A 20,904-nucleotide genomic window follows, 5' to 3' on the forward strand; every position below is an offset into this window, starting at 1 on the left:
TCACCTCGGCGAGGGGATCCTCAGGAGTCGCCGAGTCCGAGCCGCAGCGCGCTCAGCCGATCGGTCAGGTCGCGCACCTCGGAGGCGGGCAGCCCGGGCGCCTCGAAGACCTCGCGGTTGAGCGCGAGCGTCGCCTCCTGGACCGACTCGCGGCCCGCCTCGGTCAGCACGGCGCGGACGACGCGCTTGTCCTCGTCGCTGCGCACGCGCTCGACGTAGCCCTGTCCCACCAGCCGGTCGACCGCGCTGGTGACGCTGGTGGGGTGCACCTGCAGCAGCGACCCGAGCCGCGACATCGGCATCGCCGCGCCGCGGCTGAACGACAGCAGCTGGAGCACCTCGTAGCGAGCGAACGTCAGCCCCCGCGGACGCAGCACCGCGTCGATGCGCTCCATCAGCAGCTGCTGGGCGCGCACGAGCGAGGTCACCATCGCCATCCCGTCGGCCGCCTCCGCCCAGCCGTGGGACACCCACTGCCGGTGGGCCTCGGCGATCGGGTCGCGGGTCATGTCTGGAGGTTAGCCAGCGCGGCGTGCGCCTCGACCATCGCCGGGCCGTACCAGGTCAGCAGCCGACCCGACACCAGCCGCGTCGGGGTGCGCAGGGCCTCCGGTCCGTCGTCGGCGGTGAAGACGTAGGGCTCGTCGGGCAGCAGCACGAGGTCGGCGCCGGCGCGGTCGATCTCGTCGGGCGTGACGGTGGGGTAGCGCCCGTCCCGGTCGGCGAGGACGTTGACCAGGCCGGCGGTGGCGAGGAGGTCGTCGGTGTAGGTCGGCGACCCGACGACCATCCACGGGTCGCGCCAGATCGGGACGGCGACCGAGAGCCGTCGCGGCGACGGCGTGCCCCACAGCGTCCGGGCAGCGACCAGCCAGTCGGGGTCGGGCACGTCGAGCGCGCTCGTGAGCAGTCGCGACATCGACTCGAGCGACTGCGTGACGGTCTCGATGCGCGTCACCCAGACGGCGACGCCGGCGTCGCGGAGGCGGCGCACGTCGAGCTCGCGGTTCTCCTCCATGTTGGCCACGACCAGGTCGGGGGACAGGGCCCGGACGGCGGCGAGGTCGGGGTTCTTCGTGCCGCGCACCCGCGCGACCGCGAGGTCGGCGGGATGGGTGCACCAGTCGGTGGCCCCCACCAGCCGGTCGGGCGCCGTGGCCGCGATGGCCTCGGTCAGGCTCGGGACGAGGGAGACGATACGGGTGGCGGGGGCCTGCAGGGGAACGTCCGCCCCGAGGTCGTCGCGCATGGTGAGGAGGCTAGCCACCCGACGGCTGCGGCGTGCCCCACCGGGGTGGTGGGGGCGCACCCGCGCCGTGATGGAGTTCTCCGCATGAGCAAGCACGCCCGTGCCCGAGGGCTGCCGATCGACGGCACGGAGCGCCCGACGGACCAGGGCTGGGTCTTCCCCGTCCGCAGCCCCGCGACCGGCGAGCCGCTGTGGGACCTGCCCGATGCCGGGGTGGTCGACGTCCGGGCGGCGGTGGGCGCCGCCCGGCGCGCCTTCGACGCGACCCAGTGGAGCAGCGACGCCGACCTGCGCGCCGACGCCGTACGCCGCTTCGCCGCCGCCGTGGCCGAGCACGCCGACGCCCTGGTCGCGCTGATGGCGGCCGAGACCGGGGTGCCGGTCGCCCTGCGCGAGGCCCATCTCGACGCCGCGATCGCGACCATGGCGGCCGCCGCGCCCCGGCGCGGCGAGTCGGCCGGGGTGACCGCTGTGGTCACGCCCGCCACCTCGCCGCTGGCCGTGGCGCTCGCCGAGGTCGGGCGGGTGCTCGCGGCGGGCGGCACCGTCGTGCTCAAGCCCGCCGCCGAGGCCGCGAGCGCCGCGATCGAGCTGGGCCGCATCGGCCTCGACGTGCTGCCGCGCGGGGTGCTCAACGTCGTGACCACCCGCGACGTCGACGTCGCCATCGCGCTCACCCACGACCGCGTCGACGAGGTGTCGTTCACCGGGTCTGCCGTCGTGGCCGAGCGGGTGCACCAGGCCGGGCAGGGCGCGGGCAAGCGGCTGCACCTCGACGTGGGCGGCGCCCAGTCGGTGCGGGTCGGCGAGGACGCCGACCTCGCCGGCGTCGTGGCCCGCGCCGCGTCGGCGGTGGCGGCCAACGCGGGCCAGGGCTGCCGCCTCCCGGCGAGCGTGGTCGTGCCGGCGCACCGCCATGCCGAGGCGCTTGAGGTGGCCGTCGAGACCATGCGGGCCGTCGCGGTGGGCGACCCGGCCGACCCCGCCACCGTCTGCGGACCGCTGCGCTCGTCCGTGGCCCGCGACCGGGTGCGGCGCTACCTCGACCTCGCCCGGAGCGAGGGCGGCGACGTCGCGCTGGGCGGTCAGCCCCTCGAGCGTCCCGGGTGGTGGTTCGCGCCCACCGTCGTGGGCGGGCTGTCGCCCGACTCGCGGCTGGTCCGCGAGGAGGTGCTCGGCCCGGTGCTCATGGTCGCGGCCGCGCCTCCCGCCTCATCGGGACGTGCATGATGCCGTCCTCGTCGAACTCCGGGCCCGCCACCTCGAAGCCCCACGCCTCGTAGAACGCCGTCAGCGGGGTCTGGGCGTCGAGGCGCACCGCCCGGTCGCCGCACAGCGCCATCGCCTGGTGCATCATCCGCGCCGCGAGCCCGCGCCCGCGGGCGGCCGCAGCGACGACGACGCGGCCGATCCGCAGCGCGTCCCCGTCCTCGAGCACGCGGAGGGTGCCCACCACCTCGTCGCCGTCGTCGAGCAGCACCACGTGGCGGGTGCTCGCCTCCAAGTCGCGACCGTCGAGGTCGGGGTAGGGGCAGTGCTGCTCGACGACGAACACCTGCTGGCGCAGCCGCCACACGTCGTACGCCGTGCGCGCGGGCAGCCCGTCGGTGCCGGCGACCAGCACCCTCACCGGACGAACTCCGTCACCTGGCGGAAGGCGCGGGCGCTCTCGGGGATGGCCGGCAGCAGGCCGTAGACGTGGATCAGGCCGGGCTCCTCGACCGCCGTGAGGTCCCACCCCGCCTCCGCGGCGCGGCGGGCCAGCAGGCGGCACCCGGGGGCCAGCAGGTCACGGGTGCCGTAGAGCATCAGGGCGCGCGGCAGCCCCGCGAGGTCGCCGAGCGCGGGGGACACCTCGGGCCGGGCGAGGTCGTCGGACGACCCGGCCCACCACGCGGCGTACGCCTGCAGCTTGCCGATGAACAGCCAGGGGTCGATCGCGTCGAGGGCGACGGTCTCGGGCGTCGAGGTCGTGAGGTCGACCCAGGGCGCGTGCATCACGAGCGACGTCGCGGGCGGCAGGCCGCGATCGCGCATCGAGAGCGCCAGGGCGAGCGCCAGCCCGCCGCCGGCGGAGTCGCCGGCCAGCACCGCGCCGCCGTCCGCGGCCGCCCACCTCGCGGAGTCCTCGACCAGCGCGTCGTGGGAGTCGGCCCAGGTGTGCTCGGGGGCCAGGGGGTAGTCCGGCAGCACGACCCGCGCGCCGATCGCGTCGGCCAGGCGGGTCGCGTAGCGCACGTGGAAGGGATCGATCGGCGCCATGAACCCGCCGCCGTGCACGTAGTAGAGCGTGCGGGTGGCCGGGCGTCCCCGCGGCGACAGGACGTAGGAGGGGAAGCCGATGTCCGCGGCCGAGACCTCCCAGCGGCGGGCGAAGCCCGGCACCGCGCGGGTCGGCAGGCTGCGGTCGAGGGTGCGGTGCCACGCCTCGACCCGGGCGCGCTCGGTGGGCTCGTCGTCGAGCTCGCGGGAGCGGCGCAGCGCGGGCACGACGCGGGCGAGGAGGTCGTGGCGACGGCTCGGCATGCACGCAGCGTAGGGGCGGGTCGTGCCCATGGGCACCGGGGCGGCGCTAGGGTGGGCGGCACGAAGACAGGGGAGCACGTGCAGGCGTGCTGAGAGTGCGGACCAGCCGCAGACCCTCTGAACCTGATCCGGTTAGCACCGGCGATAGGGAGTCCAGATGAAGCACGCAATCCTCCGCCCTGCCCTCACGGCGGCCACCGTCCTGGCGCTCGCCGGGTGCAGCCTCTCCGGCGGGGCGGACGACGACGGGCCCACCGCCACCGAGTCGTCCTCGTCGGCAGCGGGCTCGGACGGCGGCGGCACCGTCGTCCTGGCCACGCACGAGTCCTTCCACCTGCCCAAGAAGCTGGTCAGGGCGTTCGAGGCCGAGACCGGCTACGAGCTCGAGGTCCGCGGCGCGGGCGACGCCGGCACCCTGGCCACCAAGCTCAGCCTCACCGCCGACAACCCCATCGCCGACGCCGCCTTCGGCATCGACAACACCTTCGCGTCCCGCCCGCTCGGCGAGGGCGCCTTCGCCGAGGTCACCACGACGGCCACGCCGCCCGCGGAGTACGCCCTGCCCGAGGGCGGCGACCGGCTGGTCCCGGTCGACTCGGCCAACGTCTGCGTCAATATCGACACCGCCTGGTTCGACAAGGCGGGCCTCGAGCCCCCGCGCACCCTCGAGGACCTCGTCGAGGAGGACTACCGCGACCTGCTGGTCACCCCGGGCGCCTCCACCAGCAGCCCCGGCATGGCCTTCTTCCTCGCCACCGTGGCCGCCTTCGGCGACGACTGGCCCGACTACTGGACCGACCTCCTCGACAACGGTGCCAAGGTCGTCGACGGGTGGGAGGACGCCTACTACGGCGACTTCACCGCCGGCTCGGACAACGGCACCCGGCCGATCGTCGTCTCCTACGACTCCTCCCCGGCCTTCACCGTCAGCGACGGGAGGTCGACGACCGCGGCCCTGCTCGACACCTGCTTCCGGCAGGTGGAGTACGTGGGCGTGCTGGCCGGCGCCGACAACCCCGACGGCGCCGCGGCGCTGGTCGAGTGGATGCTGAGCGACGAGGTCCAGTCGGCGCTGCCCGAGTCGATGTACGTCTTCCCGGTGATGCCCGGCGCGAGCGTGCCGGAGGAGTGGGCCGAGTTCGCCCCGCAGCCGAGCGACCCCTACGAGGTGGACCCGGACGAGATCGTCGCCAACCGCGAGCAGTGGCTGACCGAGTGGACCGACGTCGTCTCGCGATGAGGCGCATCGCCGCGCTCCTCGCGCTGGCCGCGGGGCCGGTGCTGGTGCTCGGCGTCCTCTTCGTCCTGCCGGTGGGCGGGATGCTGGCCGAGGGGTTCGTGGTCGACGGGCGCTTCGCGCCGGGGGCGGTGCTCGACGTCCTCGCCCGCCCGCGGGTGCACCGGGTCGCCTGGTTCACCGTGTGGACGTCGGCCGTCTCCACGCTGCTCGCGGTCGTGCTCGGCCTGCCGGCGGCGTACGCCCTGCACCGGCTCGCGCTGCCCGGACGGACCGCGGTGCGCGCGGCGCTGCTGGTGCCCTTCGTGCTGCCGACCGTCGTGGTCGGCGTCGCCTTCCGCCAGCTGCTGGGCGAGGGCGGCCCGCTCGGCTTCCTGGGCCTCGACGGCACGCCCGTCGCCATCGTGTGCGGCCTGGTCTTCTTCAACATCGCGGTCGTGGTGCGCACCGTCGGCGTCGCCTGGGAGTCGCTCGACCCCCGCCCGGGCCAGGCGGCGGCCGCGCTCGGCGCCTCGCCGTGGCAGGTGCTGCGCACGGTCACCCTCCCGGCGCTGCGGCCGGCGATCGTCGGCGCGGCGAGCATCGTCTTCCTCTTCTGCGCGACGGCGTTCGGCATCGTGCTCACCCTCGGCGGGGTCCGGCACGCGACCGTCGAGACCGAGATCTACCTGCTCACCACCACGATCTTCGACCTCCGGGCGGCGGCCGCCCTGTCGGTGCTGCAGATCGTGGTCGTCATCGGCCTGCTGGCGCTCGCCGCGCGGCTGCGCGCGACGCCCGACCCGACCGCGCAGCGGGCCGTGACGCCCGCGCGGGCCGTACGCCGCTCCGACGCGCCCGTCGTCGTCGCGACGCTGCTGGTGCTCGTGGCGATGCTGCTGCCGATCCTCACTCTGGTCGCCGGCTCGCTCGACGTCGGCGACGGCTGGGGGCTCGACAACTACCGCGCGCTCACCACCGCGGGGGACAACCAGGCGCTGCTCGTGCCCGTCACGGCGGCGCTCGCCACCAGCCTGCGCACCGCCGTCGACGCGACCTGGATGGCGCTGCTGGTGGGGGTCGCGGTCTCGGTCATCGTCACCCGGCGCTCCCACTCCGTCGCCGAGCGGCGCGTGCGCTCCACCCTCGACGCCTTCTTCATGCTGCCGCTGGGGGTCAGCGCCGTGACGCTCGGCTTCGGCTTCCTGATCACCCTCGACTCACCGCCGCTCGACCTGCGCGACTCGCCGCTGCTCGTGCCGATGGCGCAGGCGCTCGTGGCGCTGCCGCTCGTCGTGCGCACCCTCACCCCGGTGCTCGGCGGGATCGACGACCGGCAGCGGCAGGCCGCCGCGTCGCTCGGTGCGTCCGCGTGGCGGACCCTGCTCACCGTCGACCTCCCCGTGGTCTGGAAGCCGATGCTCGCGGCGAGCGGGTTCGCCTTCGCCGCCTCGCTGGGCGAGTTCGGAGCGACGTCGTTCCTCGCCCGCGACACCAGCCCGACCCTGCCTGTCGTGATCTTCCGGCTGATCGGGCACCCCGGCGAGATGAACTACGGCATGGCGCTGGCCGCGTCCGTCGTCCTCGCCGCGGCCACCGCCGCAGTGATGCTGGCCGTCGAGCGGCTGCGCGTGCCGGGTGTGGGAGCGTTCTGACGATGCTCCAGATCGAGGACGCCACCGTCCGCTACGGCGACACCGTCGCCGTCGACCACGTCTCGCTCGACCTGGCGACCGGCCACGTGCTCGCCGTGCTCGGGCCGTCGGGGTGCGGCAAGTCCACCCTGCTGCGCGCCGTCGCCGGCCTGGAGCCGCTCGCCTCCGGGTCGATCTCGTGGGGCGGCGCCGACCTCGCCGGGGTGCCCACCCACAAGCGCGGCTTCGCCCTGATGTTCCAGGACGGCCAGCTCTTCGCCCACCTCACCGTCGCCCGCAACGTGGCCTACGCGCTGCGCCTGCGGCGTACGCCGTCGGCCCGCGTCGCCGCCCGCGTGCGGGAGCTGCTCGACCTCGTGGGCCTCGCCGGCTACGACGACCGGCTGCCCGCCACGCTGTCCGGCGGCGAGCGGCAGCGGGTGGCGCTCGCCCGCGCGCTGGCGGTCGAGCCACGACTGATCCTCCTCGACGAGCCGCTGTCGGCGCTCGACACCACGCTGCGTGAGCGGCTGGCCGGCGACCTGCGCGAGATCCTCGGCGCCGCGGGCACCACCGCCCTGCTGGTCACCCACGACCACGAGGAGGCGTTCGCGCTCGCGGACCGGCTCGCCGTCATGCGCGACGGGAGGGTCGTCCAGCACGGCGCGATCGACGAGGTCTGGCGTGAGCCCGTGGACGAGGAGACCGCCCTCTTCCTCGGCTACGCGCGCGTGCTCCGCGACGGGCCGGCCGGCCGGGTCCTGGGCGCCGCGGGGCTGCCCGCGGCCGCCGCCGTGGCGCTGCGGCGCTCGGCCCTCGTCGTCGACCCGGCCGGCTCGCTGCCCGCCGTGGTCGAGTCGGCCCGGGTGACCCCCGAGCTGGTCCGCCTCGTGGTGTCCGTCGACGGCGTCGGCACGACCGACGCGGTCGCGCCGCTCGGCAGCCGGGTGGCGCCCGGTGACCCGGTGTCGCTGCGCGTCGACCCGACCCGTCTCGCTGTGCTGCCGATCACACCCGACCCCTGATCCGTCCCTACACTGACGGGCGTGTACAGACCGGCCTATGCCCTCCTCGTGGGAGTCGCCGCCACGATGGGCGTCCTGGCCGTCACCGCCGCGATCGTGCTCGACCGGCCGCTGGTCGACCCCGAGGGCTTCCTCGGCCCCTCGTGGCTCCGGCTGCCGCTGCTGATCCTCGGCGCGTTCCTGCTCGACCTGCTCCCGCGGACGCTGTGGCAGTCGCGGATGAATCCGGCACTGATGCCCGACGTCGTGCGCGAGCGGATCCGCACCCACTGGGACCGCGAGCGGATCACCCTCGTGGTGCTCGGGCTCGTGTCGTTCTACATCACCTACGTCTGCTACCGGAACCTCAAGTCGTTCCTGCCCTTCATCATGGGCGAGGACAAGTACGACCGCGAGCTGCACCTCGTCGACCGCGCGCTGGTGTTCGGCCACGAGCCGGCGACGATCCTGCACACCCTGCTCGGCACGGGCTTCTCCGCGCACATCCTGTCCACGATCTACCTGTGGTTCCTGCCGCTCGTGCCGCTCGCGCTGGCAGCCTGGCTGGTCTGGTCGCGCAACATCACCTTCGGCTACTGGTTCGCCACCTCGCAGTGCCTGGCGTGGTCGCTCGGCACCGCGTCCTACTACGCGCTGCCGACCCTCGGCCCCGGCTTCCAGTACAGCTACCTCTACGCCGACCTGCCGGAGACCGGCTCGAGCGCGTTGATGGAGTCACTGTTCTACGGGCGCAAGGGCGTCATCCGCGACGGCGCGGAGGGCGCCGTGCAGTCGGTCGCCGGCTTCGCGTCGCTCCACGTCGCGATCACCCTGCTCGTGGCCCTGATGGTGCAGTACACCCTGCGCAACAAGGTCCTCCACGTCGTGTTCTGGGCCAACTTCGCGATCACCGTCGTCGCCACCCTCTACTTCGGCTGGCACTACATCGCCGACGACCTCGCCGGCGTCGTGATCGCCCTCTTCTCCTTCTGGCTCGGCGGACTCGCGAGCGGGCAGAAGTTCGATCGGCACGGCCTGACGAGCCATCCCACCTCCACGACCAGCCAGGTGCCCGTCGACGCCGAGTGATCGGCGTACGCGTCGGCTGTCCGTCCGGGGCGGGACCGGGCGACCCTTAGAACTACAACAGTGTAGTTTGCAAGGCGACACGCCGGGCGAATGTGAGAAAGTTGGGGAAAGTGTTCCCAGTGTGACGAAAGTTCTCTAACGTGGCGGGAGTTGCCCGTGCGAAGGGGAAGTCGCACGGGCCCGAGACCCCAGGGAGCCCCGTGCCCGTCACCGCACCGCAGCACCACGAGCCGACGCACCGTACGGCCGCGCGCTGGGCCGGTGCGGTCGTGCTGGTCGCCGGCCTCGCCGTGGGCGGCGGGCACGCGGCGCACGCGGACGGCGACCCGGTGCCGAGCGAGGCCGACGTGGCCGCTGCCCAGGACCGGGCCAGCGCCAAGGAGCGCGACGTCGCGGCCGTCCAGGCCGACCTGATCCGCGCCAACCTCTCGCTCGACGCGACGACCGAGCAGGCCGCTCGCGCCGCCGAGGCGTGGAACGGCGCCCGCTGGCGTGCCGAGCAGGCACGGGCCGACGCCGAGGAGGCGCAGGCCGCCGCCGACGATGCCCGCGAGGACGTCGAGGCGCAGCGCGACCTCTACGCCGCCACCGTCGTGCAGTCCTACGAGGACGGCACCCAGCTGCAGGGCCTGTCGGCGATCGTCGAGGCAGACGGCGTCGAGTCGCTGCTCGCCCGCACGGTGACCATGGGCACCACCTCGGACGCGCTGGACCACCAGTACGACGCCTTCGTCGCGTCGTCGGCCGTCGCCGACGTGACGGCGTCCACCGCCGCCGCGGCCTCCGAGCGGGCCGACGACGCCGAGGCGGAGGCCGAGCAGGCGCGCGACGCTGCTGCCGCCGCCGAGGCGGACGCCACCGCACAGGCGCAGTCCGTCGCGGACACCAAGGCCGGCCTGATCGCCGAGCTCGCCGAGCTCGAGGGGATCAGCGTGCGCCTCGCCGAGAGGCGCCAGTCCGCGCTCGAGCAGGCAGCTGCCGAGGCGGCGGCCGCCGCTGCCCAGGCCGAGGCCGAAGCACAGGCGCAGGCGCAGGCCGAGGCGGAGGCGCAGGCGCAGGCGGAGCAGGAGGAGGCCGAGCAGTCGACCCCGACCCCGACCGAGACGCCCACCCCCACCCCGACCGAGACCCCGACCGAGACCCCGACCGAGACCCCGACCGAGACCCCCACCGAGACCCCCACCCCAACGCCCACCCCGACCGAGACCCCAACGCCCACCCCGCCCCCGCCGCCGGCGACGACCGGCGCCGCGGCGGCGATCGCGTTCGCCACCTCGCAGATCGGCGAGCCGTACACGTGGGGCGCCGCCGGGCCGGACGCGTGGGACTGCTCGGGCCTGACCCAGGGGGCGTGGGCCGCGGGCGGCACGGCGTTGCCGCACTACTCGGTCGCGCAGTACGCCCAGTCGACCACGATCAGCGCCAGCCAGGTCGCGCCGGGCGACCTCGTGTTCTGGGGATCGTCGAGCAACCCCAGCTCGATCTACCACGTCGCGATCTACGCCGGCGACGGGCAGATCATCCACGCGCCGCGCACCGGCCGCCCGGTGACCCGGGAGTCGATGTACTCCTGGCGGGCACCGAACTTCTTCGCCCGCCCCTGACTCGACGAACGGGACCGGCCGACGACCGGGGTCGACGACCAGCTGGCCTCAGCGCACCTTGCGCGCGAACCGCGCCGCCAGCTCGCCCGGGTCGAGCTCGCCGTCCAGGATGAGCCGGGTCGGCCAGGCCGAGGTGTCGATGTCGGAGAGCTCCTCGAAGAGCGCGAGGTCACGGGCGTAGACCTCCGCCACCCGCGACAGGTCGTCGGCGGTCGGCGCGGTGCCGGGCACCTGCTCGGCGCCGGCGTGCCAGTTCTGCAGGGGCGGTACGCGCTCGAAGCGGGGCAGGTCGAGGAAGTCGGTCGTGCGGTGGACCGTGGCCTCGAAGTCGCCGAGCATCGAGCGCAGCTCCAGCAGCAGCCACTGGCGCCGATCGAAGAGCTCGAAGCCGCGCTGCAGCTGCTCGCCGTAGAAGCCCCGCGCGATGCCGGTCATGTGCCGCCACCGCATCGTGCGTACGTCGTCGGGCACGGCGTCGGGCAGCGACGTGTGCGGCCACTCGGTGAGGAAGTCGGGCCAGTCGGGCCACGCGAGGTTGCGCGAGCGCAGCATCACCCAGTGGGAGAACAGTCGCTCCAGCGGGTCGCGGAAGACCGCGATCAGCGGCATGTCGGGCTTGTAGGCCCGCATCCGCTCGAGGGCGTGCGGCCAGTAGAGGTAGGTGGGGGAGGCGTCCCCGAGCAGCCGGTGCACCCGGGCGCGACGCGGCGCGGTGTAGTCGCGCTCGTAGTCGGGCGCCGACCAGTCGACGGTCTCGTCGTCGAAGTAGTGGCGCTCCTTCTCGGGCGGCTGGCACACCAGGCGGTGCTGGTTGAGGGTCACCGCGAGCGTCGACGTCCCACCCTTCTGCACGCCAACGACGGCGAAGTTGTAGGCCATCGACCCGAGCGGCTCGCCCGGTGGGGTGGCATCCGACACGTTCATCGCGGTGAACCTACCTGCATGGCTACCGTTGGTGAATGGCCACCGACCAGGTTCCGCCCCTCGCCGACGAGCTGCCCACCGTGGAGCCCGAGACCGCGCCCGAGGCCGGGCCCGCGCACATCGAGGACGACGCGGTCCACGCCGACGACGCGGGCTACCGCCAGCCCGAGGTCGACGTCCACGACCTCCGCACGCTCCTCGACGGCCCGCACCGCGAGGCCCGCGACCTGGTGCGCGCCAACCTCGTCGAGCACGCCCAGATCCTGCTCGACCAGGAGCAGATGACCACGGCCGACTTCCGCGAGCGCGTCAAGGAGGTCGTGCTGACGATGGCCCGCACGGGCCAGACCGGCATGGGCTTCCCGGAGGAGTACGGCGGTGGCGGCGACATCGGCGCGTCCGTGGCGGCCTTCGAGACCCTCGCGCTCGGCGACCTGTCGGTGCTCGTGAAGGTCGGTGTGCAGTTCGGCCTGTTCGGCGGCGCGATCCTCCAGCTCGGCACCCAGCACCACCACGACGCCCACCTCGCCGACATCGTCACCGGCCGCACCATGGGCTGCTTCGCGATGACCGAGACCGGGCACGGCTCCAACGTGCAGGCGCTCGGCACCGTCGCGACGTACGACGCCGAGGCGCAGGAGTTCGTGGTCACCACGCCCGACGACGCGAGCCGCAAGGACTACATCGGCAACGCCGCCGCACACGCCCGGCTCGCCGTCGTGTTCGCCCAGCTCGAGGTCGGCGGCGAGCGCCACGGCGTGCACGCCCTCCTCGTCCCGCTCCGCGACGAGGACGGTCGGGTGCTCGACGGCGTCCGCATCGAGGACTGCGGTCCCAAGATGGGCCTCAACGGCGTCGACAACGGCCGCATCTGGTTCGACGGCGTCCGGGTGCCCCGCACGGCGCTGCTCAACCAGTTCGCCGAGGTCACCCCCGAGGGGCGCTACCTCTCGCCCATCGACAACCCCAACAAGCGCTTCTTCACGATGCTCGGCACCCTGGTGCAGGGTCGCGTGTGCGTCGGCGGCGCCGGCATCAACGCCGCCAAGGTGGCCCTCACCATCGCCGTGCGCTACGGCGCTCGGCGCCGCCAGTTCGAGGCCACCTCGCCCGGCGAGGAGCAGGTGCTCCTCGACTACGGCATGCACCAGCGCCGCCTGCTGCCGCTGCTCGCGCGCACCTACGCACTGCACGTCGCACAGGAGGTCGTCGCCGCCCAGCTGCACGACGTGTTCTCGGGCGAGGGCGGCGACGAGCACGCCCGCCGGGTGCTCGAGTCGCGCGCGGCCGGCACCAAGGCACTCGGCACCTGGCACGCCACCCGCACCATCCAGGAGTGCCGCGAGGCGTGCGGCGGCGCCGGCTACCTCAGCGAGAACCGGTTCGCCGCCCTCAAGGCCGACACCGACGTGTTCACCACCTTCGAGGGCGACAACCACGTGCTGCTCCAGCTCGTCGCCAAGGGCCTGCTCACCGACTACTCCGGCGAGTTCGAGGACATGGACCAGCTCGGCATGGCCCGCTTCGTCGCCGGCCTCGCCGTCGAGACGGTGGTCGAGCGCACGGCCGTGCACAAGCTGGTGCAGTCGGTGCGCGACCTCCTGCCCGGCGGCGACACGTGGGACCAGGAGGCCGGGCTGCTCGACCCCAACTACCAGCTCGCCATGCTGCGCTTCCGCGAGGAGCACATGATCGGCGGCGTCGCGCGGCGCCTCAAGCGCGGGATCGACCGCGGGATGGACCCCGGCGCCGTCTTCTCCCGCGTCCAGGACCACGTCATGGCCGCGGCCCGCGCCCACACCGAGCGGCTGGTGCTCGAGGCGTTCGTGCAGAAGACCGCCGACCTGCCCGACGGCGACCTCAAGGTCGCGCTCAACCTGCTGTGCGACCTGCACGCGCTCAGCGCCATCGAGGCCGACCGGGCCTGGTTCATGGAGCACGGGCGGCTCTCCAGCGCCCGCTCCAAGGCGATCAGCCGCGAGATCAACGCGCTCTGCCGCAAGGTGCGGCCGCTCGCCGTCGACCTCGTCGACGCCTTCGGCGTGCCGCCGGAGGTGCTGCGCAGCCCCGACCTGCTCGGCCCGCCCACCGGCTCGGACGCCTGACGTGCGGCTCCCCGGGCTCGGCGGCTGGAGCGACGACCCGCTGTGGTCCTACCTCTACCCCTGGCTCGTGGAGCACGACCGCGTCGGCCGGGTGCTCTGGCGCGCCGCCGTCGGCAGCGACCTGTCCCGGCTCCACGCCGCCGCCGCCGAGATCGGCACCCTGCCCCGCGGCGCGCGGGTGCTGGACGTGCCGGCCGGGTCGGGCGTCGCGCTGCGCGGCCTGCGCCCGGGCCAGGGCGTCGACTACGTCGCGGCCGACATCTCCCCGACGATGCTCGACCGCACCCGTGCCACCGCGGCCCGCCTCGGGGTGGCCGACCAGGTCAGCACGACGCGGGCCGACGTCGGCGCCCTGCCGTTCGCCGACGCCTCCTTCGACCTGGTCGTCTCCTTCACCGGGCTGCACTGCTTCCCCGACCCGGGTCGCGCACTCGCCGAGATGGTGCGGGTGCTCGCCCCCGGTGCCGTGCTCACCGGCAGCTCGCTGTTCACCGACACCGGGCCGCGCCACGAGCCGCTGCGCCGGGTCGGCCGCCTCACCGGCGTCCTCGGCCCGATGTGCACGTCGGCCGAGGCGGTCGCCTGGCTGCGGCAGTACGGCTGCCGCGACGTCGACCTCACGCTCCACGGCGGGGTCGGCCACTTCCGCGCCAGGAAGGACGACGCGCGATGACCATCGACGGACTGCCCACGCGCCACGAGCCGGCCGGCGCGAGCCGCGGCCTCGCCGTCGTCGCTCCCGGCCGGGCCTACCCGCCCAGCGCGCCGCTGCTCGCCTTCGCCACCCGCGCGCTGCTGCAGCACGACCTCACGGTGCGCGAGCTCTGGTGGGACTCGACCATCCGAGGCGACGAGGACGCCGAGGCGTGGGTGCGCCGGCAGGTGGTCGCCGCGCTCGACGAGGAGGACGCCGACCGCGTGCTGGTGGTCGGCAAGTCGCTCGGCACCCGTGCGGCGTCGTACGCCGCCGAGCGCGGCCTCGACGGCATCTGGCTCACCCCGCTGCTCGTCGACCCTGTCGTCGCCGAGGGCATCGCGGCCAACCCCGGGCGCCAGCTGCTCGTCGGCGGGCTCGAGGACGATTTCTGGGACGCCTCCGTCGCCCGCGAGCTCGCCGACGCGGGGTGCGAGGTCCTCGAGGTGCCCGACGCCGACCACGCCATGGCCACGCCCGACGCGGTGCGCACCGCCGAGATCCATCTCGAGGTGGCCAGGGCCGTCGACGCGTTCTTGTCCCGGGACCTGTCACAGACCTGAGCCGGGCGGTGTCTCCATGCCATCGACAGGTCGTCGATGAGTCGATGCAGAGGAGATGACATGCCCAGCCAGTTCCGGATCCCGAAGGCGACGCTCGACGGTGCCTACGGAGCCCTCCTGACCCGCGTCGCCAGGCGCATGTGGGGCGCGGTCCCCGACAACGCCTACGTCCTGTGGCACAACAGGCCGGTCGCCAAGGCGGTCTTCGGGTTCGAGCGCAAGGTCGCGGGATGGAAGGCACTCGACCCCCACCTCAAGACCTACGCCGAGATGGCGAGCGCCGGCGTGATCGGCTGCACGTGGTGCCTCGACTTCGGCTACTTCCTGGCCCACACCAATGGACTCGACGAGGCCAAGGTGCGCGAGGTGCCGCGCTGGCGCGAGTCGGATGTCTTCACCGACCTCGAGCGCGACGTGATGGCGTACGCCGAGGCGATGACCGCCACGCCCCCGGAGGTCACCGACGAGATGGTCGCGAGCCTGGACGAGCGCCTCGGCCACGCCGCGGTCGTCGAGCTGACGATGATGGTCGCGGTGGAGAACCAGCGCTCGCGCTTCAACGCCGCGATGGGCCTGGCCTCCCAGGGCTACAGCGACGTCTGCGAGCTGCCGCTCGCCGTGAGGTCCGGTGAGGCTGGGACGATCGCCGGGTGAACGCCGATCCCTACGTCGCCCACCGCAGCCTGCTCTTCACCGTCGCCTACGAGATGCTCGGCTCGGCCGCCGACGCCGAGGACGTGCTCCAGGAGGCGTGGCTGCGGTGGTCCGACGTGCCCGTCGCCGAGGTGCGCGACCCGCGGGCCTACCTCGTGCGGATGACCACCCGGCTCGCGCTCAACCGGCTGCGCACCCTCGCCCGGCGCCGCGAGGACTACGTCGGCACCTGGCTGCCCGAGCCGCTGCTCACCGCGCCCGACGTCGCCCAGGACATCGAGCTCGCCGACAGCGTGTCGACCGCCATGCTGCTCGTGCTGGAGACCCTCCCGCCGACGGAGCGGGCCGTCTTCGTGCTGCGCGAGGTCTTCGCCGTGCCGTACGCCGAGATCGCCGAGGCCGTCGACAAGTCGGAGCCGGCCGTGCGCCAGATCGCCGCCCGCGCGCGGGCCCACGTCGCTGAGCGGCGTCCCCGGGCCTCGGTCAGCGCCGCCGAACGCGACGCGGTGATCGAGCGGTTCCGCACCGCCACCGAGACCGGCGACCTGCAGGGGCTGATGGACGTCCTGGCCCCCGACGTGGTGCTGATGACCGACGGCGGCGGCCGGGTGAAGGCCGCGCTCAACCCGATCCACGGGCGCGACAAGGTCTTCCGCTTCCTGACCGCCGTCGCCCCGGAGGCGCTCGAGCTCGAGCCGGTGTGGCTCAACGGCTCGCCGGCGATCCAGTTCGTGGTGGCGGGCCACCGCGACGGCGTCGGCACGATGCTGGTGGAGGACGGCGTGGTGACGCAGCTGTTCCTCGTCCGCAACCCCGACAAGCTCGGCCGGGTCGTCGAGGAGGTGCCGCTGCGGCGGTGAGCCGCGTTCGCGGTGGGCGAAACCCCGCCGGGTATCGAGGACGCCGGGCCGCACGTTGGAACGGGCATGACGCAGACGCTCTCGCTCCCCGCAGCCCTCCCGGTGGTGTTCCTCCGCGACACGGTCGTGCTCCCCGGCATGGTGGTGCCCATCGCGCTCGACGACCAGGCCGGCGCGGCCATCGACGCCGCCCGCCTCGCCCACGACTCCGACCCCGACGACGAGCCGACCCGGGTGCTCGTCGCTCCCCGGCTCGAGGACCGCTACGCCACCCACGGCGTCGTCGCCGTGGTCGACCGGGTCGGCCGGTTCGCCGGCGGCCGGCCCGCCGCGGTGCTCCGCGCCGAGCGCCGCGTCGCCATCGGGGCCGGGGTCACCGGCCCGGGCGCCGCGCTGTGGGTGGAGGCCGAGGAGGTCCCCACCACGCCCGTCACCGACGAGGTCCGCGCGCTCGCCGAGGAGTACCGCACGCTCGTCGTCTCCATCCTCGAGCGCCGCGAGGCGTGGCAGGTGATCGAGACCGTACGACGCCTCGCCGACCCCGACGCGCTCGCCGACACCTCCGGCTACGCGCCCTACCTCTCCGAGGACCAGAAGCGCCAGGTGCTGGAGACGCCCGACGTGGGCGAGCGGCTGCGCCTGCTCGTCGAGTGGACCCGCGCCTACGACACCGAGGACGAGGTCAACGACAAGATCAGCCAGGACGTCCGCGAGGGCCTGGAGAAGAACCAGCGCGAGTTCGTGCTGCGCCAGCAGCTCGCCGCCATCCGCAAGGAGCTCGGCGAGGGCGAGCCCGACGGCTCGGACGACTACCGGGCCCGGGTCGAGGCCGCCGACCTGCCCGAGGCGGTGCGCGACGCCGCCCTGCGCGAGGTCGACAAGCTGGAGCGCTCGAGCGAGCAGGCCCCCGAGGCCGGCTGGATCCGCACCTGGCTCGACACGGTGCTGGAGCTGCCGTGGAGCGAGCGCACCGAGGACTCCCACGACGTCGCCGCCGCCCGCGCGGTGCTCGACGCCGACCACCACGGCCTCGACGAGGTCAAGGACCGCATCACCGAGTACCTCGCCGTGCGCGCCCGCCGGGCCGAGCGCGGCCTGCAGGTCGTGGGCGGTCGCGGCTCCGGCGCGGTCGTGCTGCTCGCCGGTCCTCCCGGGGTCGGCAAGACCTCCCTCGGCGAGTCGGTCGCCCGCGCCCTGGGCCGGCGCTTCGTGCGCGTCGCCCTCGGCGGCGTGCGCGACGAGGCCGAGATCCGCGGCCACCGCCGCACCTACGTCGGCGCCCTGCCCGGTCGGATCGTCCGGGCGATCAAGGAGGCCGGCTCGATGAACCCCGTCGTGCTCCTCGACGAGGTCGACAAGGTCGGCGCCGACTACCGCGGCGACCCCGCCGCGGCGCTGCTCGAGGTGCTCGACCCGGCGCAGAACCACACGTTCCGCGACCACTACCTCGACCTCGACCTCGACCTGTCCGACGTGCTCTTCATCGCCACCGCCAACGTGGTGGAGCAGATCCCCTCGGCCCTGCTCGACCGCATGGAGCTGGTCACCATCGACGGCTACACCGAGGACGACAAGGTCGCCATCGCCCGCGACTTCCTGGTGCCGCGCCAGCTCGAGCGGGCCGCGCTGCGTCCCGACGAGGTCACCGTCTCCGAGGGCGCGCTCGGCGAGCTCGCCGCCAACTACACCCGCGAGGCGGGCGTACGCCAGCTCGAGCGGCTGCTGGCCAAGGCGTTCCGCAAGGCCGCCACCCGGCTCGCGACCGGCGAGGTCGAGCGGATCGACGTCGACGAGGCGTCCCTGAAGGACCTGGTCGGCCGCCCGCGCTTCACCCCCGACAGCCATGAGCGCACCGACGTCCCCGGCGTCGCCACCGGTCTCGCCGTCACCGGCCTGGGCGGCGACGTGCTCTACGTCGAGACGTCCGTGGCCGAGGGCCAGGCGGGGCTCACCGTCACCGGCCAGCTCGGCGACGTGATGAAGGAGTCGGCCTCGATCGCGCTGTCGTGGGTGCGCGCCCACGCGGGCGAGCTCGGCATCGACCCGGCGGCGCTGGAGCGCTCGATCCACGTCCACTTCCCGGCGGGCGCGATCCCCAAGGACGGGCCGTCCGCGGGCGTGACGATGGTGACCGCCCTCGTCTCCCTGCTCACCGGTCGACCGGTCCGCTCCGACGTCGGCATGACCGGCGAGGTCACGCTCTCGGGGCGGGTGCTGCCGATCGGCGGCGTCAAGCAGAAGCTGCTCGCCGCCCAGCGCGCCGGGCTGGCGACGGTGTTCGTCCCCGAGCGCAATCGCCCGGATCTCGACGACGTGCCGGCCGAGCTGCTCGCCGAGCTCGACGTGCGCCCGGTCGGGCGGGTCACCGACATCCTGGCCGAGGCCCTGGAGCCGGCGGCGACGGTCGGCGCGTCGGGCGCGGCCGCCTGAGCGGCTGTAACGCCGGGTTGCGAGCTGTACCCACCCGGATATATCCGGGTGGGAACAAGCACTAACCCGGCGTTACAGCGCGCGCGACGGCAGCCTCAGGCGTTCTCGCCCAGGCTGTCGTCGGCCAGGTTGTCGAGGTCGTTGCCGTGACCCTCGGTCGTGAAGCGCTCGAACGACGCGTGCACCTCGGCCTCGGCCTCGGTGCGGCCGACCCAGTCGGCCCCCTCGACGGACTTGCCGGGCTCGAGGTCCTTGTAGACCTCGAAGAAGTGCTGGATCTCGAGGCGGTCGTACTTGGAGACGTGGTTGATGTCGCGCAGGTGCTCCAGGCGCGGGTCGTGGCTCGGCACGCACAGCACCTTGTCGTCGCCGCCGGCCTCGTCGGTCATCCGGAACATGCCGATCGCGCGGCACTCGATGACGCAGCCCGGGAACGTCGGCTGCTGCAGGATCACGAGCGCGTCGAGGGGGTCGCCGTCCTGGCCGAGGGTGTTCTCGATGAAGCCGTAGTCGGCCGGGTAGGCCGTCGAGGTGAAGAGCATGCGGTCCAGGCGGATGCGGCCCGTCTCGTGGTCGACCTCGTACTTGTTGCGCTCACCCTTGGGGATCTCCACCACCACGTCGAACGTCAGCACGTCTTCCTCCACACTCCTCGGCACGTCTTCGGGCCCTCTCGCGACTCGGGCCCGGCCCGACGCATGGGTTCTGGGGCAGTGTCGCGCACAATGGGGCCGATGTGCGAAGCGAGAGGGGCCGAAAAGAGTGCGACGTGACCTACGCCACTCCCGCCGCCCGTCCCGCCGCCCGTCCCTCCGGCACTGGCTCCCGACGCTGCTGGTCCTCGCCCTGCTCGCGGCCGGCCTGGGCGCCTACCGGTTCGAGTGGGGCCAGCGCTACCTGCCCGGGCTCGCCGCCGACCCGCTGACCGAGCCCGAGCAGGTGCTGCCGCCCGCGGGGCTCGAGCTTCCCGACTGGACGCCGCCCGGCGCCGGCGCCGCCGCCCTCGGCCCGGGGAGCGCGATCGTCCCTGGTCGGGTCGCCGCCGCCGTGGCCGAGGACCTCGCCGACCCCGACCTGGGCCGCCACGTCGTCGGCGCCGTCGCACCCCTCGCCCCCGGCTCGCCCGAGTGGACCACCGGCGACGGCCGCTACCTCCCCGCCTCCACCACCAAGCTGCTCACCCTGGGCGCCGCCCTCGAGGCGCTCGGCCCCGACCACACCTTCACCACCCGCGTCGTGCGCGGCGCCGGCCCGCGCGACGTCGTCCTGGTCGGCGGCGGAGACCCGCTGCTGGCCAGCACGCCGCTCACGCCGGCCGAGGCCGAGTCGACCTACCCCGCCCGCGCGGACGTCACGACGCTCGCCCAGCAGGTCGCGGATGCGCTCGGCGGCCGTGGCCGCGTCCGGGTGCGCTTCGACGACAGCCTGTTCACCGGGCCGACCGACAACCCCGCATGGCGCCGCGACTACGTCCCCGACGACATCGTCAGCCCCATCACCGCACTGATGGTCGACAGCGGCCGCGAGGCCGAGGGCGACGGCCGCCACGACGACCCCTCGCTGGCGGCGGCCCGGGCGTTCGCCGACGGCCTGCGCGACGCCGGTCTCCGGGTGGGCGGCGAGCCGCGGCGCGTCGTCGCGCCGCCGGGCGCCGAGGAGCTGGCCGCGGTCGAGAGCGCCCCCCTGTCGCAGCTCGCCGAGCGGATCCTCGACGTCAGCGACAACGAGGGGTCCGAGGTCGTGGCGCACCACGTCGGACTGGCCACCACGGGGGTCGGGTCGTTCGAGGCCGGCGCGGCCGGGGTCGTGGAGACCCTGCGCGGCGTCGGGGTCGACGTCTCCGGGGCGCAGGTGCACGACGGCTCCGGCCTCTCGCGCCGCAACCGGGTCTCGACCGCCACGCTGATCGACCTCATCCAGCACGCCGCCGGTACCGGCGGCGAGGCGATGCGCAGCCTGGTCACCGGGATGCCGGTCGCGGGCTTCACCGGCTCGCTCACCTACCGCTTCACCGAGGGCCCCGCGGCGGGCCTCGGCCTGGTGCGCGCCAAGACCGGGACGCTCACCGGCGTGCACGCCCTGGCCGGCGTCGCCGTGGACCGCGACGGGCAGCCGCTGGCGTTCGTCTTCGGGGCCGACAGGTCCCCGCCCGACGAGCGCTACGACGCCCAGGAGGCCCTCGACCGGGCCGCCGCCGCCCTCGCCGCCTGCCGCTGCTCGGCCTGACCGGCTGAGGCCTTCCGTCGGTCGTGGCGGCGCCGCGACCACGTCGCAGGCAGTTCGCACCGCGGCCGGGCGGTCGTACGCCCAGCCGGCCGCCGCGAGCCGCGAACTGCCTCCACCGTGGTCGCA

Annotated in this window: 19 protein-coding genes and 1 riboswitch; of the genes, 13 read left to right on the plus strand and 6 right to left on the minus strand. The window is 74.2% G+C overall.

The genetic code is table 11. From position 1 onward, the window contains the following. Positions 1-20 precede the first annotated feature (20 nt). Positions 21-509 carry a MarR family winged helix-turn-helix transcriptional regulator gene (locus AC4H2S_RS18315; RefSeq protein WP_491498409.1) on the minus strand — a complete coding sequence of 163 codons (489 nt, stop codon included), beginning with the start codon at positions 507-509 and terminating at the stop codon, positions 21-23. Beyond that, the gene (locus tag AC4H2S_RS18320; protein ID WP_491498410.1) at positions 506-1,249 is read right to left on the minus strand and encodes a helical backbone metal receptor; all 744 of its coding nucleotides are present in this window, start codon (positions 1,247-1,249) and stop codon (positions 506-508) included. Before AC4H2S_RS18320 ends, AC4H2S_RS18315 begins: the two co-directional genes overlap by 4 nt. Positions 1,250-1,333: 84 nt before the next feature. Here AC4H2S_RS18320 and AC4H2S_RS18325 point away from each other — a divergent pair, with 84 nt between their 5' ends. After that, positions 1,334-2,479, plus strand: coding sequence for an aldehyde dehydrogenase family protein (locus AC4H2S_RS18325; protein ID WP_491498411.1), 1,146 nt, complete (start codon positions 1,334-1,336; stop codon positions 2,477-2,479). Here the strand turns inward: AC4H2S_RS18325 and AC4H2S_RS18330 are convergent. Further along, entirely contained in the window at positions 2,436-2,879 is a 444-nt protein-coding gene (locus tag AC4H2S_RS18330) for a GNAT family N-acetyltransferase (protein WP_491498412.1), read from the minus strand. The genes AC4H2S_RS18325 and AC4H2S_RS18330 overlap by 44 nt on opposite strands. Beyond that, positions 2,876-3,775 carry an alpha/beta hydrolase gene (locus AC4H2S_RS18335; RefSeq protein WP_491498413.1) on the minus strand — a complete coding sequence of 300 codons (900 nt, stop codon included), beginning with the start codon at positions 3,773-3,775 and terminating at the stop codon, positions 2,876-2,878. The genes AC4H2S_RS18330 and AC4H2S_RS18335 overlap by 4 nt, the downstream gene beginning before the upstream one ends. Before the next feature lie 58 nt (positions 3,776-3,833). Continuing rightward, positions 3,834-3,943, plus strand: a riboswitch (TPP riboswitch). On the opposite strand from AC4H2S_RS18335, the gene AC4H2S_RS18340 reads away from it, so the two are divergent. From AC4H2S_RS18340 to AC4H2S_RS18360, 5 genes are all read left to right on the plus strand, one after another. After that, positions 3,933-5,015, plus strand: coding sequence for a thiamine ABC transporter substrate-binding protein (locus AC4H2S_RS18340; RefSeq protein ID WP_491498414.1), 1,083 nt, complete (start codon positions 3,933-3,935; stop codon positions 5,013-5,015). It overlaps the preceding riboswitch by 11 nt. Further along, positions 5,012-6,646 (plus strand): ABC transporter permease, encoded by a 1,635-nt coding sequence (locus tag AC4H2S_RS18345; RefSeq protein WP_491498415.1) that lies wholly within the window; start codon positions 5,012-5,014, stop codon positions 6,644-6,646. Before AC4H2S_RS18340 ends, AC4H2S_RS18345 begins: the two co-directional genes overlap by 4 nt. Positions 6,647-6,648: 2 nt before the next feature. Then, positions 6,649-7,650, plus strand: a complete 1,002-nt coding sequence (locus AC4H2S_RS18350) for an ABC transporter ATP-binding protein (protein ID WP_491498416.1) — start codon at positions 6,649-6,651, stop codon at positions 7,648-7,650. Positions 7,651-7,671: 21 nt separating this feature from the next. Further along, positions 7,672-8,718, plus strand: coding sequence for a phosphatase PAP2 family protein (locus tag AC4H2S_RS18355; protein WP_491498417.1), 1,047 nt, complete (start codon positions 7,672-7,674; stop codon positions 8,716-8,718). A gap of 200 nt (positions 8,719-8,918) precedes the next feature. Beyond that, positions 8,919-10,322, plus strand: a complete 1,404-nt coding sequence (locus tag AC4H2S_RS18360) for a C40 family peptidase (protein WP_491498418.1) — start codon at positions 8,919-8,921, stop codon at positions 10,320-10,322. A 48-nt stretch (positions 10,323-10,370) separates the two neighbouring features. Here AC4H2S_RS18360 and AC4H2S_RS18365 read toward each other — a convergent pair whose 3' ends face one another. Beyond that, positions 10,371-11,246, minus strand: a complete 876-nt coding sequence (locus tag AC4H2S_RS18365) for a sulfotransferase domain-containing protein (RefSeq protein WP_491498419.1) — start codon at positions 11,244-11,246, stop codon at positions 10,371-10,373. Positions 11,247-11,281: 35 nt separating this feature from the next. Between AC4H2S_RS18365 and AC4H2S_RS18370 the strand changes: the two genes are divergently transcribed. The 6 genes from AC4H2S_RS18370 to lon all read left to right on the plus strand — a co-directional run bounded on the left by AC4H2S_RS18370 (position 11,282) and on the right by lon (position 18,552). Continuing rightward, complete coding sequence (locus AC4H2S_RS18370; protein WP_491498420.1) at positions 11,282-13,351, plus strand: acyl-CoA dehydrogenase family protein; 2,070 nt, start codon at positions 11,282-11,284, stop codon at positions 13,349-13,351. A 1-nt stretch (position 13,352) separates the two neighbouring features. After that, the gene (locus AC4H2S_RS18375) at positions 13,353-14,024 is read left to right on the plus strand and encodes a class I SAM-dependent methyltransferase (RefSeq protein ID WP_491498421.1); all 672 of its coding nucleotides are present in this window, start codon (positions 13,353-13,355) and stop codon (positions 14,022-14,024) included. Beyond that, positions 14,021-14,608, plus strand: a complete 588-nt coding sequence (locus tag AC4H2S_RS18380; RefSeq protein ID WP_491498422.1) for a hypothetical protein — start codon at positions 14,021-14,023, stop codon at positions 14,606-14,608. The genes AC4H2S_RS18375 and AC4H2S_RS18380 overlap by 4 nt, the downstream gene beginning before the upstream one ends. Positions 14,609-14,668: 60 nt before the next feature. Next, positions 14,669-15,262 carry a carboxymuconolactone decarboxylase family protein gene (locus tag AC4H2S_RS18385; protein WP_491498423.1) on the plus strand — a complete coding sequence of 198 codons (594 nt, stop codon included), beginning with the start codon at positions 14,669-14,671 and terminating at the stop codon, positions 15,260-15,262. Between the two features lie 53 nt (positions 15,263-15,315). Further along, positions 15,316-16,122 carry an RNA polymerase sigma factor SigJ gene (sigJ, locus tag AC4H2S_RS18390; RefSeq protein ID WP_491498443.1) on the plus strand — a complete coding sequence of 269 codons (807 nt, stop codon included), beginning with the start codon at positions 15,316-15,318 and terminating at the stop codon, positions 16,120-16,122. Positions 16,123-16,188: 66 nt separating this feature from the next. Continuing rightward, on the plus strand, positions 16,189-18,552 hold the full coding sequence (gene lon, locus AC4H2S_RS18395; RefSeq protein ID WP_491498424.1) for an endopeptidase La: 2,364 nt from the start codon (positions 16,189-16,191) through the stop codon (positions 18,550-18,552). A 95-nt stretch (positions 18,553-18,647) separates the two neighbouring features. Here the strand turns inward: lon and AC4H2S_RS18400 are convergent, their stop codons facing one another. Continuing rightward, positions 18,648-19,184, minus strand: a complete 537-nt coding sequence (locus AC4H2S_RS18400) for an inorganic diphosphatase (RefSeq protein WP_491498444.1) — start codon at positions 19,182-19,184, stop codon at positions 18,648-18,650. A gap of 130 nt (positions 19,185-19,314) precedes the next feature. Between AC4H2S_RS18400 and dacB the strand changes: the two genes are divergently transcribed. Then, positions 19,315-20,778 carry a D-alanyl-D-alanine carboxypeptidase/D-alanyl-D-alanine endopeptidase gene (gene dacB, locus AC4H2S_RS18405; protein WP_491498425.1) on the plus strand — a complete coding sequence of 488 codons (1,464 nt, stop codon included), beginning with the start codon at positions 19,315-19,317 and terminating at the stop codon, positions 20,776-20,778. Positions 20,779-20,904: the final 126 nt, after the last annotated feature.

This window comes from Nocardioides sp. Z13_37 (assembly GCF_058355585.1).